Source organism: Microbacterium sp. NPDC019599 (assembly GCF_040632175.1).
Taxonomy (GTDB): Bacteria; Actinomycetota; Actinomycetes; order Actinomycetales; family Microbacteriaceae; genus Microbacterium.
This window is the reverse complement of sequence record NZ_JBEYBL010000002.1, coordinates 487,694-504,280: the sequence shown is the minus strand read 5'-3', so window position 1 is coordinate 504,280 and position 16,587 is coordinate 487,694. Positions and strand designations below refer to the sequence as shown.

The 16,587-nt window shown below is 70.0% G+C and carries 15 protein-coding genes; 10 read left to right on the top strand and 5 right to left on the bottom strand.

The window, feature by feature from the left end; translation table 11 throughout:
* The first annotated feature begins 6 nt into the window (after positions 1-6).
* The 4 genes from ABZ477_RS05760 to ABZ477_RS05745 all read left to right on the top strand — a co-directional run bounded on the left by ABZ477_RS05760 (position 7) and on the right by ABZ477_RS05745 (position 3,953).
* Positions 7-1,380: an FAD-dependent oxidoreductase gene (locus ABZ477_RS05760; RefSeq protein WP_360129215.1), complete on the top strand. Its 1,374-nt coding sequence runs from the start codon at positions 7-9 to the stop codon at positions 1,378-1,380.
* A 166-nt stretch (positions 1,381-1,546) separates the two neighbouring features.
* The gene (locus ABZ477_RS05755) at positions 1,547-2,458 is read left to right on the top strand and encodes a DUF559 domain-containing protein (protein ID WP_360129212.1); all 912 of its coding nucleotides are present in this window, start codon (positions 1,547-1,549) and stop codon (positions 2,456-2,458) included.
* Positions 2,459-2,639: 181 nt separating this feature from the next.
* On the top strand, positions 2,640-3,620 hold the full coding sequence (locus tag ABZ477_RS05750; RefSeq protein ID WP_360129209.1) for an alpha/beta hydrolase: 981 nt from the start codon (positions 2,640-2,642) through the stop codon (positions 3,618-3,620).
* A gap of 69 nt (positions 3,621-3,689) precedes the next feature.
* Positions 3,690-3,953, top strand: a complete 264-nt coding sequence (locus ABZ477_RS05745; RefSeq protein ID WP_360129206.1) for a hypothetical protein — start codon at positions 3,690-3,692, stop codon at positions 3,951-3,953.
* A gap of 336 nt (positions 3,954-4,289) precedes the next feature.
* Here ABZ477_RS05745 and ABZ477_RS05740 read toward each other — a convergent pair whose 3' ends face one another.
* On the bottom strand, positions 4,290-5,453 hold the full coding sequence (locus ABZ477_RS05740) for an acyl-CoA dehydrogenase family protein (RefSeq protein ID WP_360129203.1): 1,164 nt from the start codon (positions 5,451-5,453) through the stop codon (positions 4,290-4,292).
* Between the two features lie 138 nt (positions 5,454-5,591).
* Here ABZ477_RS05740 and ABZ477_RS05735 point away from each other — a divergent pair, with 138 nt between their 5' ends.
* Together ABZ477_RS05735 and ABZ477_RS05730 are read left to right on the top strand one after the other, a co-directional pair.
* Positions 5,592-7,109 carry a PucR family transcriptional regulator gene (locus ABZ477_RS05735; protein WP_360129200.1) on the top strand — a complete coding sequence of 506 codons (1,518 nt, stop codon included), beginning with the start codon at positions 5,592-5,594 and terminating at the stop codon, positions 7,107-7,109.
* A gap of 205 nt (positions 7,110-7,314) precedes the next feature.
* Positions 7,315-8,832, top strand: coding sequence for an amino acid permease (locus tag ABZ477_RS05730; protein WP_360129197.1), 1,518 nt, complete (start codon positions 7,315-7,317; stop codon positions 8,830-8,832).
* 216 nt (positions 8,833-9,048) lie between these two features.
* Here ABZ477_RS05730 and ABZ477_RS05725 read toward each other — a convergent pair whose 3' ends face one another.
* The 4 genes from ABZ477_RS05725 to ABZ477_RS05710 form a co-directional block, all read right to left on the bottom strand.
* Positions 9,049-9,225 carry a DUF1508 domain-containing protein gene (locus ABZ477_RS05725; RefSeq protein WP_360129194.1) on the bottom strand — a complete coding sequence of 59 codons (177 nt, stop codon included), beginning with the start codon at positions 9,223-9,225 and terminating at the stop codon, positions 9,049-9,051.
* 87 nt (positions 9,226-9,312) lie between these two features.
* Positions 9,313-10,077, bottom strand: coding sequence for a patatin-like phospholipase family protein (locus ABZ477_RS05720; protein WP_360129191.1), 765 nt, complete (start codon positions 10,075-10,077; stop codon positions 9,313-9,315).
* Between the two features lie 114 nt (positions 10,078-10,191).
* Positions 10,192-10,899: a head GIN domain-containing protein gene (locus ABZ477_RS05715; protein ID WP_360129188.1), complete on the bottom strand. Its 708-nt coding sequence runs from the start codon at positions 10,897-10,899 to the stop codon at positions 10,192-10,194.
* A gap of 136 nt (positions 10,900-11,035) precedes the next feature.
* A complete protein-coding gene (locus tag ABZ477_RS05710) occupies positions 11,036-11,524 on the bottom strand; it encodes a YajQ family cyclic di-GMP-binding protein (RefSeq protein WP_360129185.1) in 489 nt (162 codons plus the stop codon).
* 257 nt (positions 11,525-11,781) lie between these two features.
* Here ABZ477_RS05710 and ABZ477_RS05705 point away from each other — a divergent pair, with 257 nt between their 5' ends.
* The 4 genes from ABZ477_RS05705 to ABZ477_RS05690 all read left to right on the top strand — a co-directional run bounded on the left by ABZ477_RS05705 (position 11,782) and on the right by ABZ477_RS05690 (position 16,587).
* A complete protein-coding gene (locus ABZ477_RS05705; RefSeq protein WP_360129182.1) occupies positions 11,782-13,008 on the top strand; it encodes an extracellular solute-binding protein in 1,227 nt (408 codons plus the stop codon).
* Positions 13,009-13,094: 86 nt separating this feature from the next.
* Positions 13,095-14,714 (top strand): ABC transporter permease subunit, encoded by a 1,620-nt coding sequence (locus tag ABZ477_RS05700; protein ID WP_360129179.1) that lies wholly within the window; start codon positions 13,095-13,097, stop codon positions 14,712-14,714.
* 1 nt (position 14,715) lies between these two features.
* The gene (locus tag ABZ477_RS05695; protein WP_360129176.1) at positions 14,716-15,717 is read left to right on the top strand and encodes a sugar ABC transporter permease; all 1,002 of its coding nucleotides are present in this window, start codon (positions 14,716-14,718) and stop codon (positions 15,715-15,717) included.
* Between the two features lie 63 nt (positions 15,718-15,780).
* A complete protein-coding gene (locus ABZ477_RS05690; RefSeq protein ID WP_360129173.1) occupies positions 15,781-16,587 on the top strand; it encodes a hypothetical protein in 807 nt (268 codons plus the stop codon).

Sequence of the window (16,587 nt, the reverse complement as noted above, 5' to 3'; positions counted from 1 at the left end):
ACCCTCATGACCAAGCTTCGACTCGCGATCGTCGGCGCAGGGCCGGCGGGCATCTACGCCGCCGACATCCTGCTGAAGGCCGAGCGCAAGTTCGATGTCTCGATCGACCTCTTCGAGCAGCTGCCGGCACCGTACGGTCTCGTGCGCTACGGCGTCGCCCCCGACCACCCGCGCATCAAGGGCATCATCACGGCTCTTCGCGAAGTGCTCGACCGCGGCGACATCCGCATCTTCGGCAACGTGCGCTTCGGCGAGGACATCACCCTCGACGACCTCAAGCACCACTACAACGCCGTCATCTTCGCCACCGGTGCGATCCGCGACTCCGACCTCGACGTCCCGGGGATCGACGCTGTCGGCTCCTACGGCGCGGCGGACTTCGTGAGCTGGTTCGACGGGCACCCCGATGTGCCGCGCGAGTGGCCGCTCGAGGCCCAGTCCGTCGCGGTCGTCGGCAACGGCAACGTCGCGCTGGACATCTCGCGCATGCTCGCCAAGCACGCCGACGACCTGCTGCCCACTGAGATCCCCGCGAACGTGTACGACGGCCTCAAGGCTTCGCCCGTCACGGACGTCCACGTCTTCGGACGCCGCGGGCCCGCGAACGTCAAGTTCACGCCGCTCGAGCTGCGCGAGCTCGGCGAGCTGAACGACGTCGACATGGTCGTGTACGACGAGGACTTCGACTACGACGAGGCGTCGCAGGCGGCGATAGCGAGCAACAAGCAGGTCATGGTGATCGATCGCGTGCTGCAGTCGTGGCGCAAGCGCGACTCGGTCAACAACGCCGGCGGGACAGCATCCCGTCGCCTGCATCTGCACTTCTTCGCCAAGCCCCTCGAGGTCGTGACGGATGCCGAGGGTCGCGTCGCCGCGTTCCGCTGGGAGCGCACGCGTCCCGACGGCGCCGGCGGCGTCGTGGGGACGGGCGAGATCCGCGAGGTCGCCGTGCAGGCGATCTACCGCGCGATCGGCTACTTCGGCTCGCCCCTGGACGGCGTGCCCTTCGACGAGCGTCACGGCGTCATCCCCAACCGCGAGGGCCAGGCGCTGCATCCGGACTCCAACCAGCGCGTGCCGGGCGTCTACGCGACGGGCTGGATCAAGCGCGGACCCGTCGGCCTCATCGGCCACACGAAGTCCGACGCGATGGAGACCGTCCGCCACCTCATCAACGACCAGGGGTCGTGGTGGCAGCCGGCCGACCCGTCCGAGGCTGCCATCCCCGCGCTGCTCGCCTCGCGCGGCGTGCGCTGGACCGACCTCGAGGGCTGGCATCGCCTCGACGAGCACGAGATCGGCCTCGGCTCGCCTCACGGGCGCGCGCGCATCAAGGTCGTCCCGCGCGACGAGATGGTCACGGTGTCGCGCGGCGAATAGTCCTTGGCTGGGTGCCGCGTAGCCGGGATCGGCGAGCGGTTCGGGAGGAGTTGTCGCGACGGGAGGTGAGCTCTCACCCGAATCATCCTCCGACGTCGCCAGATCCTCCCGTACGGTACGCACGGCGTCGGATGGACTCCTCCCCAGGACGCTTCCGCTCGGTTTCATGCACGCAAGAGCCGCGACGACGACCAGCCCGCTCGCCCACGCGACATCCTTCGATGTGGCCGATCTCCAGACGCTCATGACGCGGCGCGACGGTGTCGTCCGCACCTCCGTCCTCCTCGCCGAGGGCGTCGGACGGCGCGCGACCGAACGCGCACTCGACGCGGGAGTGCTCGTGCGGGTCAAGAAGGGCTGGGTGGCGACTCCGGATGCCGATCCGCTGGTGGTCTCGGCGGCTCGACGGGGCGTCGTCCTGACCTGCATCACGCAGGCCGAGCGTCTGGGGCTCTGGGTGCTCTCCGCCGACCGACCGCATGTCGCCGCTCATCCGCACAGCGGACGCGCGCCGACTTCCACTGCGACAGTCCACTGGGCGCAGCCGGTTGTGCTGCGGCATCCCGATGCTCTCGTGGACCCTATCGAGAACGTCCTCGTCGCGGTGGGGGAGTGCCAGCCGCACGAAGCCGCGCTCGCGGTGTGGGAGTCGGCGCTGCGCCGTGGACTCGTCGATCGTGCGCTGCTGGCTAGGCTCGAGCTGCCTGCCAGCGGCCGTCGACTCCTCGCCGAAGCAGACATCTACTCGGATTCAGGGCTCGAGACCATCGTCGTGCCACGACTTCGGTGGCTGCAACTGCCCCTGCGCCGCCAGATCTGGATTCACGGTCATCGCGTGGACCTCCTCATCGGCGACAGGCTCGCGCTGCAGATCGACGGTGGTCATCACACCGGGCCGCAGCGAGACGAAGACATCGCGCACGACGCCGCTCTGATGCTGCTCGGCTACCACGTCATCCGCGTCAGTTATCCGCAGATCATCGAGCGCTGGCACGAAGTTCAGGATCTCGTCATGCGGGCCGTTGCCCAGGGTCTCCACCGCGCGGACGCACGAGCCGTACGAGGCGGGAGGATCTGACGCGTACGGAGGATGCAGCTCGGGTGGAGCATCCTCCGATCGCGCCATCTCCTCCGCACCAGCACATCTCCTCCGCACCAGCACATCTCCTCCGCACCCAGCACATCTCCTCCGCACCAGTACATCTCGTCCGCAACGGGACGGGATGCTGGGGCGCGGGGCCGCTCAATAGGCTGAGCCTGTGACCGGCGAGTGGGAGCCCGACATCCTCGGGGAGGGGTTCGAGCAGCTCACGCTGCCCCTCGGCGAGGACGAGGAAGGACCCGTCGTCGCGACGCTGGTGCGCAGCATCCCGAATCCCGTGCGGATGCTCGCGGGCCCGCTGCGCGAGGTCGACGTGCTGTCGGTGCACGGCTGGTCGGACTACTTCTTCCAGCCCGCTCAGGCGCGGTTCTGGACGGGCCTCGGAGCGAGGTTCTACGCGCTCGACCTGCGCAAGTACGGGCGGAGCCTGCGCGCGGGGCAGACTCCCGGCTACATCACCCGGCTGCGGGAGTACGACGCCGACATCGCCGCGGCGCTGCGGGCGATCCCGCGACGCCGGGGCCGCCGGCTCGTCCTGCTCGGGCACTCGACGGGCGGCCTCACGCTGACGCTCTGGGCCAACCGCCATCGCGGGCGTGCCGCGGCGCTGATCCTGAACAGCCCGTGGCTCGAGCTGCAGCTCGGCGCGGTGGGACGCCAGGCGCTCGCGCCGCTCGTGCAGGCGAGGGCCCGGTGGGATCCGCGCGGCGTGCAGGCCAGCGTCGACCTGGGGTTCTACACGCGGGCTCAGCGCGAAGTCGGAGCGCTCCCCGTCGACGGGTATCGCGAGGACTGGCGCCCCGAGTTCGGCTTCGCGACGAACCCCGCGTGGCTCGCGGCGGTGCTCGACGGCCACCGCCGCATCGCGACGGGCGTCGACACGGGATGCCCCGTCCTCGTGCTCCTCTCCGCCCGGTCGGCGATGCAGCTCACGTGGACCGAGAGCATGGCGTCGTCGGACTCGGTCCTGGTCGTCGACGAGATCGCGCGCGCCTCGACGCGCCTGGGGCGCGACGTCACGATCGCCCGCATCGACGGCGCGCTGCACGACGTGTTCCTCTCGCGCCCGGAGGCACGGGATGCCGCCTACCGCGCGATCGATCGGTGGCTTCTGCGAGGTGCGCTCGCCGGGGAGTGACCGCCTTCCGGATGTCGTCGGATCGGCCTAGCCTGAACCCGTCGGCCGGAGGAAGGAACACCCTCGCAGATGGTCGACTGGCACCCGATCCTCAGCGCCGTCGAGGGCCCGACGGGCACGTGGCGCATGCTCGACGAGCAGGGCAGGGTGTACGGCTCGGTCGAGATCCGGCGCATCATGAACGGCACCGACGTCCGGTACAAGGCCGTCTACCGCGGCGAGGTGATCGGCTGGTCGACGAGCCTCAAGCTCGCCTGCGAGCGCATCCACGGCGCCTATGTCCGAGCCCACGGCCCCGGCGGCGGCCCCATCGCCGATTGGGGCCGCCGCTGAGCCCGGATGCTGTCCGCCCGGGCGATCCCGCATCGAGAGGCGGTCCCGAACAGAGGTGTTGTCCCGCATCGGAGGTGCGGAGGCGTGCGAGACACCTCCGCAAGGGGACAACTCCTCGGCAAGGGCACGCCGGCGCAGCGTCGTTCCCAGCCGCGCCTCGGTCGCCGGGGCTCGCGACGGATGCTGTCCGCCCGGGCGATCCCGCATCGAGAGGCGGTCCCGAACAGAGGTGTTGTCCCGCATCGGAGGTGCGGCGCCGGGCGAGGCACCTCCGCAAGGGGACAACTCCTCGGCAAGGGCACGCGCCCAGCTGAACGCCCGGGCCCCGCCCGCGCGTCAGGTGAACGCGGGGATGCCCGTGATCCGGGCGCCGAGGATGAGCGTGTGCATCTCGTCGGTGCCCTCGTACGTGCGCACCGACTCGAGGTTGTTCGCGTGGCGCAGCGGCGAGTGCTCGAGCGTGACGCCGTTGCCGCCGAGGATCGTGCGCGCCGTGCGCGCGATGTCGATCGCGACCCGCGTGTTGTTGAGCTTGCCCACCGAGATCTGATCGTGGGCGAGGATGCCGGCATCCTTCAGCCTGCCCAGCTGCAGCGCGAGCAGGAATCCCTTGTCGATCTCGAGCGCCATGTCGACGAGCTTCTGCTGCGTGAGCTGCGCCGCCGCGATCGGGCGGCCGAACTGCAGGCGCTCGAGTGCGTACTCGCGCGCGACCATCCAGCTGTCGCGGGCGGCGCCCATGACACCCCACGCGATGCCGTAGCGGGCCTCATTGAGGCACGTGAAGGGTCCGCTCAGCCCGCGTGCGCCCGGCAGGAGAGCCGAGGCCGGCAGCCGGACGTCGTCGAGGTCGATGTCGCACTGGACGGACGCGCGCATCGAGAGCTTCGGCTCGATCGGCGTCGCCGTGAAGCCGGGCGTCGCGGTCGGCACGACGAAGCCGCGGACGCCGTCGTCGGTCTGGGCCCACACCACGGCGACGTCGGCGATGGAGGCGAGCCCGATCCAGCGCTTGGCGCCCGTGATGATCCAGTCGTCGCCGTCCCGTCGCGCGAACGTCGTCATGCTCGCGGGGTCGGAGCCCGCGCCGGGCTCGGTGAGGGCGAAGCATCCGATCGCCTCGCCCGCCGCCATCCGGGGCAGCCACTCCTGCTTCTGCTCCTCTGAGCCGTGCCGGTGGATCGCGGTCATCGCGAGCGAGCCCTGCACCGACATGAAGGTGCGCAGGCCCGAGTCGCCGGCTTCGACCTCCGCCGCCGCGAGGCCGTACTCGACGGCGGAGCGCCCCGCGCAGCCGTATCCGTCGAGGTGCAGGCCGAGCAGGCCCAGCTGCGCCATGGGCGCGACGATCTCGCGCGGGAAGACGGCCCGCTCGTACCAGTCCGCGATGTTGGGGCGGATGGCCTCGTCGACGAACGCGCGGACGTCGTCGCGGAACGCGCGCTCGCCGTCGCTCAGGAGCGTGTCGAACGAGATGAGGTCCGTGGGCTGCATGGCCATCCTTTTGCTGACGGCACGGGATGCCGTGCCGCGCGGGGTTCGCTCTCACTGTACGAGCTCGAGCAGGCGACTAACCTGTAGCCAGCGCACAACCCACGCTCTTGAGTATCCCCGGCGCACACACAACGGAGTCCCGCGATGGTTTCCCTCGGACAGCTCACGGCCGCCGTCGCCCCCGCCCTCGTCCCCATCGGGCCGACGGCGTTCGGCGGCGTCGAGCTGACCGGAGTCCACATCTCGGAGCTGCCCGACCCCACCCCCTACCTGGAGGGCGGGGAGCTCCTCCTGACCACGGGCATGCCCGTGACGGGCGCCGCCGGGGCGGTCCACGACTACGTCGTGCGGCTCGCGGCGCGCGGCGTGCGGGCGCTCGTGCTGGGTCTCGGCCCGATCCACGCAGACACGCCGCCGGCCCTGCGCGAAGCCTGCCAGGAGAGCGGGATGCCGCTCCTCGTCGTTCCTGCCGAGCATGCGTTCCGCACGGTCACGACGGGGTACTGGGACCTCGTCGCCGCCGAGGGGCAGGCAGGGCTCGTGCGGCAGATCGGCACCCAGACGTCGGTCGTGCGGGAAGCGGCCGGACCCGACGGCGGCGCCGGTGTCGCGCGCCTCGTGGCGCAGGCGCTCGGCAGTTGGGCCGTCACGTTCCCGTTCGACGGCTCGGAGCCCTCGATCTGGCCCGCCAGCGCCGCGGGCGTCCTCCCCGCCCTCGCGACCGAGCTGCGCCGCTTCTCGCAGCGAGGCGATGTGGGATCGGCGACCTTCCCGCTGCACGGATTCGATGTGAGCGCGTATCCGATCGGCGACGGCGACCGTGCGGCGGGCGCCTTCGTCGTCGGCACGACCCGCCGGATCTCGCCGACCGATCGGCAGCTCATCCTGACCGCGACCGCCGCGCTGAGCCTGCGCGCGAGCCTCGCGGGCGGCACGCGGGCCGCCGAGGAGGCGACCCACGCGGCGCTCGCGGGCCTGCTCATCGCCGACGAGGTCACGGCCGCGCAGGCGCTCGCGGCCGCATCGGGCGCCCGTCCCGTGCCGGCGGCGCTTCGGGTCCTCGTCGCGGTCCCGCCCGCCGACGGAGAGTTCGAGGCGAGTCGCGCCGTCCGGGCCGAGACGGCGCTCGCCGAGCTCGTGCGGCGCGGCCTCGTGCCTGCGGCGGCCGCCGCGAGCTCGCGGCCCGTCCTCGCCACGACGGTCGACGGCTTCCTCGTCGCGCTTCTGTCCGCAGGCCCCGACGACGGCGCGGACGCCGAGGTGCGGCATCCCGATCACGACGACACCGAGCACGCGCTCGCCGGCGCCCTCAGCGGACCCGTCCCGCCGGGCAGCCTGCGCGCGACGACCGCGCTCGCGCTGCGGACCGCCCGGCGCGCGCCGACCGGCACGATCCTGCCGGCCGCCGACACGGGCGACACGACGAGAGGGGATGCCGCGGCCGACGCACTCGAGCGGTACACGCGGGCGCCGCTCATCCCCGCCGTCCGCAGCTATCTGCGTCACCGCGGCAGCTGGGAGCATGCGGCGCGTGAGCTCGGCGTGCACCGCAACACCGTGCGCGCTCGCGTCCGCACGGCACGCGAGACGCTCGGCCTCGATCTCGACGACCCGGATCTCGCGGCGGAGCTGTGGATCGCCTTGCGCGACCGCGCCGACTGACCCGCGCACACCCCGAACGAACGACAACCGCGAGCCGGCGACCGCGCGCCGACTGACCCTGTCCCGAGCGCACAAGCCCGAGTCGCGAGGCTGTGCGCTCGTGCCATAGGTGTTGCCGTCACCGGGACGTAGCGTTTCTGCGGCGCCGCCCGAGCGCCGAATCTCGGCATCCATCTCTTCGTTCAATGACGATCGAAAGGCAGACATGACGGACGACCCCGCGAAGCCGGCGGCTCTCGACGACGGCGAGCACCTGCAGGTGCTCGGCTACGACGACACGTTCAATCGGTCCATGAGCCTGTGGGCGAACTTCGCCCTCGGATTCACCTACCTCTCGCCGCTCGTCGGCGTGTACTCGCTGTTCGCGCTCGCGCTGAGCGTCGGCGGGCCGCCCTCGATCTGGTGGATCGTCATCGTCGGCGCCGGCCAGCTGCTCGTCTCGCTCGTGTTCGGCGAGGTCGTGTCGCAGTATCCGATCCACGGCGGCATCTACCCGTGGGCGCGCCGGCTGTGGGGCCGCCGCTACGCGTGGATGGCCGCGTGGGTCTACATCTGGGCGATGATCGTGACGATCACGGCGGTCGCCGAGTACGGCTCGGGCTTCACCGCGAGCCTCTTCGGCGTCGAGGCGACTCCGACGACGACGCTGGTCCTCACCCTCGCGCTCCTGCTCGTGGCACTGGGCATCAACTTCTCGGGAACGCGGTGGCTCGCACGCGTCGCGCGCATCGGCCTGGCGGCCGAGCTCGTCGGCGTGATCGGCGTGGGCCTGTACCTGCTCATCTTCCAGCGCAAGCAGGAGTTCAGCGTGTTCTTCGACACGATGGGTGTCGAGGGCGACGGCGGCTATGCGACGGCGTTCTTCGGTGCCGCGCTGGCAGGTCTCTTCCTCTTCTACGGCTTCGAGGCGTGCGGCGACGTCGCCGAGGAGGTCTCGCAGCCGGCGCGTCGCGTCCCCCGCGCGATGATCCTGACCATCCTCGTGGGCGGTGTCTCGGCGCTGTTCTCGTTCGGCGGTTACGTGCTCGCGGCGCCCAACCTCCAGGAGATCGTGAACGGCGAGGACGCCGATCCGATCCCGGGCATCCTCGAGGCGACGCTCGGTCCCGTCGGGGCGAAGATCTTCCTCGTCATCGCCGTGACGGCGTTCCTCTCCTGCGTCCTGAGCCTCCAGGCGGCTGCGAGCCGACTGCTCTTCTCGTTCGGGCGGGACGGGATGCTGCCCGGCCACCGTTGGCTGTCGCGCGTCTCGCCGCGCAGCAAGGTGCCGACGAACGCGCTCATCGTGTCGTGCACGATCCCCGCGATCATCGCGGTGCTCGTGTGGCTCAACGCCGACCTGCTCGTCGCCGTGACGTCGTTCGCCGTGCTCGGCATCTACGTCGCGTTCCAGATGGTCGTGCTCGGGGCGCTTCGACAGCGCCTTCGCGGCTGGCGGCCGGCGGGGCCCTTCTCGCTCGGCGCGTGGGGCTTCGTCGTGAACGTCCTCGCGCTCGCGTACGGGATCTTCGCGATGGTGCTGCTCGCGACGCCCGGTTCGTCGGGTGTCTTCTTCACGGACTGGATCGTGCTGCTCGGCCTCGCCGTGGTCGTCGTGATCGGTCTGGCCTACCTGCTGATCGCGCGTCCCGACAAGCAGTCGGACGCCCCTTCGGATGACGCGGTCGCCGTGGCGGACGAGCTCCGCCGTCGCACGGGCGCGATCAAGACCGTCAGCAGCTGACCTGGGGGTGGGGGGACGGCGGGCTCTCGGACGGCGTCCGGGGGCCCGCCATCATTCCGCCGCCTGGTCCGCGCCCTCTCCCGACTGCCCCTGCCTGCTCCGGCCGCGAGCGGGCAGGAATGTGCGCGACACGCCGGCCCAGCCGCACATATCTGCCCTCCGCGGTAGGGCAGGTCCGGACGGCGGCGGGGTGGGACCGGATGCTGCTCCCCGGGTTCAGGTGAGGTCGACGGTCTGCGAGTCGGCGTTCGCCTTGACCGACGCGATGCCGTTCTGCGCGGACGCCTTCGACTCGTACGCCTCGGACGAGGCGATGACCTGACCGTTCGACGCCTTCAGGCGGAACCGGAACTTGCCGCCTGCGTCCTTGTAGAGCTCGTACTTCCCGGCCATGAGCAGCCTCCCGTCATCGTCGACGCCCTCATCCTCCCGAGCGAGTCGGCACGCTGCAAGAGACCTCGCCGCGGGGGCGGGGCCGCCTCAGGCGACGCTGCTCAGCGCCGGCGCTCCACGCAGGGCGGCAGCATCCAGCGCCTCCGTCGCGGCACGGCGACCCTCGGCGATGAGCCGGGGGACGTCGGTCATCGTCCACTGCGCCATGCGCTCCATCTCGGGCTGCACGAGGATGACGGAGGGGTCGTTCACGAGATCGGCCGTGCGGGTGAGGGTGCGCATCATGCGCACGTTCTCCCACTTGGCGTGGAGGCGCACGACGATGACGCGGGCGGCGCCGAGCTTGCGCGCCGCACCGACGGGCACGTTGTCGATCATCCCGCCGTCGGCCAGCAGCATGTCGCCGTGGCGCACGGGCGGAAGGAGGGCGGGGACGGCGATCGTCGAACGCAGCGCGACGCTGAGCCGGCCCGAGTCGAGGAGCACGCCGCGCCGCGTGCGCAGGTCGGTCGCGAACGCGCCGAAGCGGCGCGGCAGGTGCTCGATGAGCGGATCCTCGCCGAGCAGTCGGTGGACGGCATCCGTCACGGCGTGCGTGTCGAGGAGGCCCCAGCGGGGGCGCAGCGACCAGCGCGCGATGTGGCTCCAGCGGAAGGTGCGCGCGGCGGCTTCGATCTCATCGGCCTCGTGCCCGGCCGCGTAGGCCGCGGCGAGGAGCGCACCGGATGACGTGCCGGTCGCGATGCCGGGACGAATGCCTCGTTCCTGCAGCACCTGCAGGACCCCCACGTGCGCCGCGCCGAACGCGCCTCCGCCACCGAGGGCGAGGCCGAGAACAGAGTCGTCGGTCACGTCGCTCTCCAGTGTCGGGTTCCGGCTCACCGTAGCGCGGCGGCCTGGGGGACTCCTGGCCGAGAACCGCAGGACAGCCGTGAAGACGCCGTCGTCGGCGTCTGCGGCCGCCGATCAGCGCTGCACGACTTCGCCCGAGCCCGAGACGTTCGAGTTGACGGACGGGTTGCCCGAGTAGGTCACACGGCCGCTTCCCGACACGTCGACGTCGAGGCTCTCCTCGGCCGCGACATCCACGTCGCCCGATCCGCCGACCGAGACGACGGCATCCGTCGCCCGAAGGTCCTCCGCGTCGACGCTGCCGCTGCCGTCCAGCTCGATGTCGAGCTCGCCCGTTTCGCCGGTGACTGTCACCTCGCCCGACCCGGAGAGGCGGATCTCGACGCGATCGGCCTCGAGGTCCGACCATTCGACGTCGCCCGAGCCCTCGAGATCCAGGCGGACGGTGCCGGCTGCCGAGACGGTCGACTCCACATCGCCCGAGCCGGTGAGCTCGATCGTCTCGAGGTCGGGAAGAGTCAGCTCGTACGTGACCCTCGTCATGCCGAAGCTGAAGCCGGACTCCTCGCCGAGCACGAGGCGATCGCCCTCGACGTCGGTCGTGATCCGGTCGAGTGCGTCCTCGGGAGCGGTCACGACGAGGCTCGGCTCGCCCTCCGAGATCGTGAGCTCGCCCGACCCGTCGAGCACGACGGTCGTGACCGCGTCGATCGCGCGATCCTCCGACTTCACGGGGCCCGTCGGGACGAACGGGACGCATCCCGTAAGCGCGAGAGCGGATGCCGCGACCCCGAGTGCGGCGAAGGTGTGAACGGTGCGCATGGCGACCTCCCTGGAATGACGGGGGATGTCGCCAAGCGTAGGAACCGGGCGCGCCGCAGCACAGGGGGCAAGCCCCCGGATCGCGGCTCAGGCCGGCACCCGCCGAGCAGCGGGGGAGACCGGAGAGCCCCGCCGCCTACCGGTAGTTGACGAACTGCAGGTCGACCTCGAGGTCGGCCGCCTTCAGGAGCCGCTGCACCTCCTGAAGGTCGTCGCGCGACTTCGACTGCACGCGCAGTTCGTCGCCCTGGATCTGCGACTTGACCGACTTCGGGCCCTCGTCGCGGATGATCTTGCTGATCTTCTTCGCGTTCTCGGACGAGATGCCGTCCTTGATCGTCGAGGTGATGCGGTACTCCTTGCCGCTGGCAACCGGCTCGCCGGACTCGAGCGACTTGAGCGAGATGCCGCGCTTGATCAGCTTGGACTGGAAGACGTCCAGGACTGCCTTCGCGCGCTCCTCGGAGTTCGCCTTGATGAGCACGGCCTCGCCGCTCCACTCGATCGAGGCGCCCGTGCCCTTGAAGTCGTAGCGCTGCTCGACCTCCTTGCGGGCCTGGTTCAGCGCGTTGTCGGCCTCCTGGTGGTCGACCTTGCTGACGATGTCGAACGAAGAATCAGCCATGGCGGGAGTCTAGTCGCGCCAAGCCTCCACCTCGGAGGAGAGCATCCCGTGTAAGCGATTGCATTCGAATCGATATGAAAGCGCTTACGCTCTCCATCTTGGTCACGAACCGGTATCGAATCGCGGATCTTCGACTTGCGCAACGAGCGGTGCGTGATAACAATGTAAGCGCTTGCATCCCGGCAAGCATGAGCTCAGTCTCGCGGTGTTGCGAATCGGCAACGCCGCCGACCACTCCGAAGAGAGGCACTGCACCGATGAAGGTGAACAAGAAGAGCTGGATCGCCGTCGGCGCGCTCGCTGCGACGTCGATCGTGCTCGCAGGCTGCGCGGGCAACGGCGCGGCCGAGCCCGAGGCGACCGACGCGGCCGCAACGACCCTGACCGTCTGGGTGGACTCCGAGCGCGTGGACGCGCTGCAGGGGGCCGCCGACGCGTACGCCGACAAGACCGGCGTCACGGTCGAGCTGGTCGGCAAGGACGTCAGCACGATCAAGGACGACTTCATCCAGCAGGCGCCGACGGGCAAGGGTCCCGACGTCGTCATGGGCGCGCACGACTGGCTCGGCGAGCTGTCCACCAACGGCGTCATCGCCCCCATCGAGCTCGGCGACACCGCCGGCGACTACCTGCCCGTCGCGCTGCAGGCCTCCACCTACGACGGCACGAGCTACATGCTCCCGTACGCCGTCGAGAACATCGCCGTGCTCCGCAACGCCGACATCATCGCCGAGCCCGCCACGAGCTTCGACGACATGATCGCGAAGGGCCAGGCTGCCGGCCTCACGACGCCGTTCGTCGTCGAGCAGGGCGCCGAGGGCAACCCCTACCACCTGTACCCGTTCCAGACGGCGTTCGGCGCGCCCGTGTTCGGCACCGACGCCGAGGGCAACTACGACCCGACCGACCTGCAGCTGGGCAGCGAGGGCGGCTTCGAGTTCGCGACGTGGCTCGGCGCGCAGGGCGCGGCCGGCAACTTCAACACCGACATCGACGGCCAGATCGCGAAGGACAAGTTCCTCGCGGGCGAGGCGGCCTTCTGGCTCACCGGCCCGTGGAACGTGGGCTCGGCCGTCGACGCCGGCATCAACGTCGCGATCGACACGGTCCCGAGCCCCACGGGTGAGGCGGCTTCGCCCTTCGCCGGCGTCAAGGGCTTCTTCGTGAGCTCCGAGTCCGACAACAAGGTCGCCGCGAACGACTTCCTCGTCAACTACATCGGCACCGAGGACGTCCAGCTCGAGCTGTTCGAGGCCGGCCATGTCCTCCCGGCCCTCACCGCGGCTGCCGACACCGCCGCGAGCGACCCGATCATCGCCGGCTTCCAGGCCGTCGGCGCCGAGGCAGTCCCGATGCCCGCCATCCCGCAGATGGGCTCGGTCTGGTCGTTCTGGGGCGTGGCCGAGGCTGCGATCATCAACGGCGCCGACCCGACGACGACGTGGCAGAAGCTCGTCGACGACGTGACGGCCGCCATCCAGTAGCACCCGCCGCGGCCGCCGGGCCGCGACACCGACCGGGGTGGATGCTGTCGCATCCGCCCCGGTCGGCCCTACGACGAGGACGACGCATGACCGACACCATCGAGGCGCCCACCGAGCAGGAGGCGCCGCCCACCAAGAAGCAGCGGCAGGCGGCGAAGATCGCGGATGCCGCATCCGGCCGGACCGGCTGGCTCATCGTCAAGATCGCGCTGCTCGCGATCGTCGACGCGATCGCGCTGTACGCCGCGATCGTGCTCTCGCTGCACAGCGAGTGGCTCGTCCTGGCGCTCGTGGTCGCCGTGACGGCGCTCGTCAACTGGATCTACTTCTCGCGCCGGACCGTGCCGGCGAAGTACCTCACGCCGGGCATCATCCTCCTCGTCCTCTTCCAGATCTTCACGCTCCTCTACACGGCGTACATCGGCTTCACCAACTACGGCACGGGCCACAACGGGTCCAAGGACCAGGCGATCGCCTCGCTCATGCGCTCCTCGCTCGTGCGCGTCGAGGACTCGCCGACCTTCGACGTCGCGGTCGTCGAGCGAGTCGGGGTCCTCGGCCTGCTCGTGACCGACCCGACCGACGGCGACGTGAGCCTCGGAACGAACACCGAGCCCCTGCATCCCGCGGACGGCGTCACGATGGACGGCGGCAAGGCCGTCGCGGTCGACGGCTGGGACACGCTGACATTCGCCGAGGTGCTCAGCCGCAGCAACGACGTCGAACAGCTCGCGGTCGCCATCAGCGACGACCCCAACGACGGTGCGATCCGAACGCAGGACGGCCAGAAGGGGTACCAGTACGTTTCGACGCTCGAGTACGACGCCGTCGCCGACACGATGACCGACACTGCGACCGGCACCGTCTACGCAGACACGGGCGAGGGCGCCTTCACGTCGGAGTCCGGCGAGCAGCTCATGCCCGGATGGCAGGTCTTCGTCGGCTTCGACAACTTCGTGCGGGCCCTCACCGATGCCACGATCCGCGGCCCGCTGGTCGCCGTGACGCTCTGGACCTTCGTCTTCGCCGCCGTCTCGGTCGCCTCGACGTTCTTCCTCGGGCTCCTGCTCGCCGTCGTCTTCAACGACAAGCGCATGCGCTTCCGCAACGGCTACCGCACGATGCTGATCCTCCCGTACGCGTTCCCCGCGTTCCTGTCCGCCCTCATCTGGGCGGGCATGATGAACGAGAGCTTCGGCTTCATCAACCAGGTGCTGCTGGGCGGCGCCGAGATCCCGTGGCTCACCGATCCGTGGCTCGCCAAGATCTCCGTGCTCATCGTGAACCTCTGGCTGGGCTTCCCCTACATGTTCATCGTGTGCATGGGCGCCCTCCAGGGCATCCCCGAGGACGTCAACGAGGCGGCCGTCATGGACGGCGCGAATCCGTGGCAGATCTTCCGGCGCATCAAGCTGCCGCTCCTGCTTGTGACTGTGACGCCGCTGCTCATCGCGTCGTTCGCGTTCAACTTCAACAACTTCAACCTCATCTACATGCTGACTAACGGCGGGCCGCGGTTCTCCGACGTGTCGATCCCCGTCGGGCACACCGACATCCTGATCTCGATGGTCTACAAGGTCGCATTCACGGGGCAGAACCGCGACTACGGCCTCGCGTCCGCCTTCACGATCCTGATCTTCATCGTCGTGACCGTCATGGCGATCATCAGCTTCCGCAAGACCAAGGCCCTCGAGGAGTTGAACTGACATGACCGAGGACCGCCTCACCCAACCCCGGAAGTCCGTCGGGCAGAACACGACGCTCGCCGTGTTCGCCGGCGGCACGGCCGAGCAGTTCGAGACCGAGGTCTCGGGACTCGCCTGGACCGACCATGAGCGGCCGGCCAAGCGCCGCACGTTCGGCCGCTGGTTCTCGTCCACCGGCTGGCGGCACATCGTCGCGATCGTGGTCTGCGTCTTCGCGGTGTTCCCGATCCTGTACGTCGTGTCGGCGTCGCTCAATCCGCACGGCACCCTGACGGGCACCAACCAGCTGTTCTCGTCGATCGGCCTCGACAGCTACGTGCGCATGCTGACCGATCCGCAGATTCCGTATCCCATGTGGTTCCTCAACACGATCATCGTGGCGAGCGTCACGGGGTTCACGATGGTGTTCATCGGCGCGCTCGCCGCGTACGCGTTCTCGCGCATGCGCTTCGCGGGCCGCCGCGTCGGCCTCATCACGATCGTCGTCGTGCAGATGTTCCCGCAGCTGCTCGCCGTCGTCGCGATCTTCCTCATGATGAGCGCGATCGGGGACTGGTTCCCGGCGATCGGCCTCAACACCCTGAGCGGCCTCATCCTGATCTACCTGGGCGGCGCGCTCGGCGTGAACACCTACCTCATGTACGGATTCTTCAACACGATCCCGAAGGAGCTGGACGAGGCCGCGAAGATCGACGGCGCCGGTCATGCGCGCATCTTCTTCACGATCATCCTGCGGCTGGTCGCGCCGATCCTCGCCGTCGTCGGACTCCTGTCGTTCATCGGCATCGTCAACGAGTACGTCATCGCGAGCATCATGCTCATCGACCCCGAGAAGCAGACGCTCGTCGTCGGCCTCACGAAGCTCGTGTCCAATCCGCGCTACGCGGACTGGTCGGCGTTCTCGGCGGGCGCCGTCATGGCGGCGATCCCCGTCGTCATCCTGTTCCTTTTCCTGCAGCGGTACATCGTGGGCGGTCTGACGGCCGGCGCAACGAAGGGCTGAGAAGACAATGGGGGAGCGGATGTCGCGAGTCGCGGTATCCGCCCTTCGGAGGGAGTCGCACGAATGGTGAGCGCTGAGCGCTTCGAGGAGCTGAGCGAGGGCCTCGCCCGCGGAGTGCGCCAACGGCCGGAGTTCGCCGGCATCGCGCTCCTGGGGTCCGCTTCAGACGCTGCGGCAGTGCGCCGCGACGAGTGGTCGGATCACGACTTCTTCGCGATCACCCGCGACGGAGAGGGACGGATGCTGCGCCCCGACCTGTCGTGGCTGCCCGACGCCGACCGGGTCGTGCTGACCGCCCGCGAGGGCGAGCTGGGCTTCGCCGTCGTGTACGACGACGGCCACGTCTTCGAGTTCGCGGTCGCCGACGCGGGTGAGCTCGCCGAGGCGCTTGCCGGAGAGGCGACCATCGCCGTGGACGACGCCGACGGCACGGTGTCTCGACTCGTCGCCGAATCGCGAGCCCGCGCGGCGGCCGGCGATGAGTTCGACCCGGCCAACGACGCGCGCCTGGTCCTCGTGAAGCTCCTCATCGGCGTCGGTCGCGCGCGCCGCGGCGAAGTGCTCAACGCGGGCGAGTTCGTGCGCAGCTGGGCGGTGCGCCTCCTCGTCCGGGTCGCGCGCGGGCGCGCTCCGGGGCGGGTGTCGACCGCACGCGACACGATCGACCCCATGCGGCGCTTCGAGCAGGACTTCCACGAACTGGCCGCCCGGCTCGCGGATGCTCAGGCCAAGCCCGTCGAGGAGTGCGCGCGCGACGTGTTCGACCTCCTGCGCGCATTCGAGCCGGGGTGGGACGACTTCCCGACCGAGGCGGCGGATGCTGTCGCGCGGCGCCTCGGCTGGGTCGCAGCATCCCGTTCCGTCGTGTGA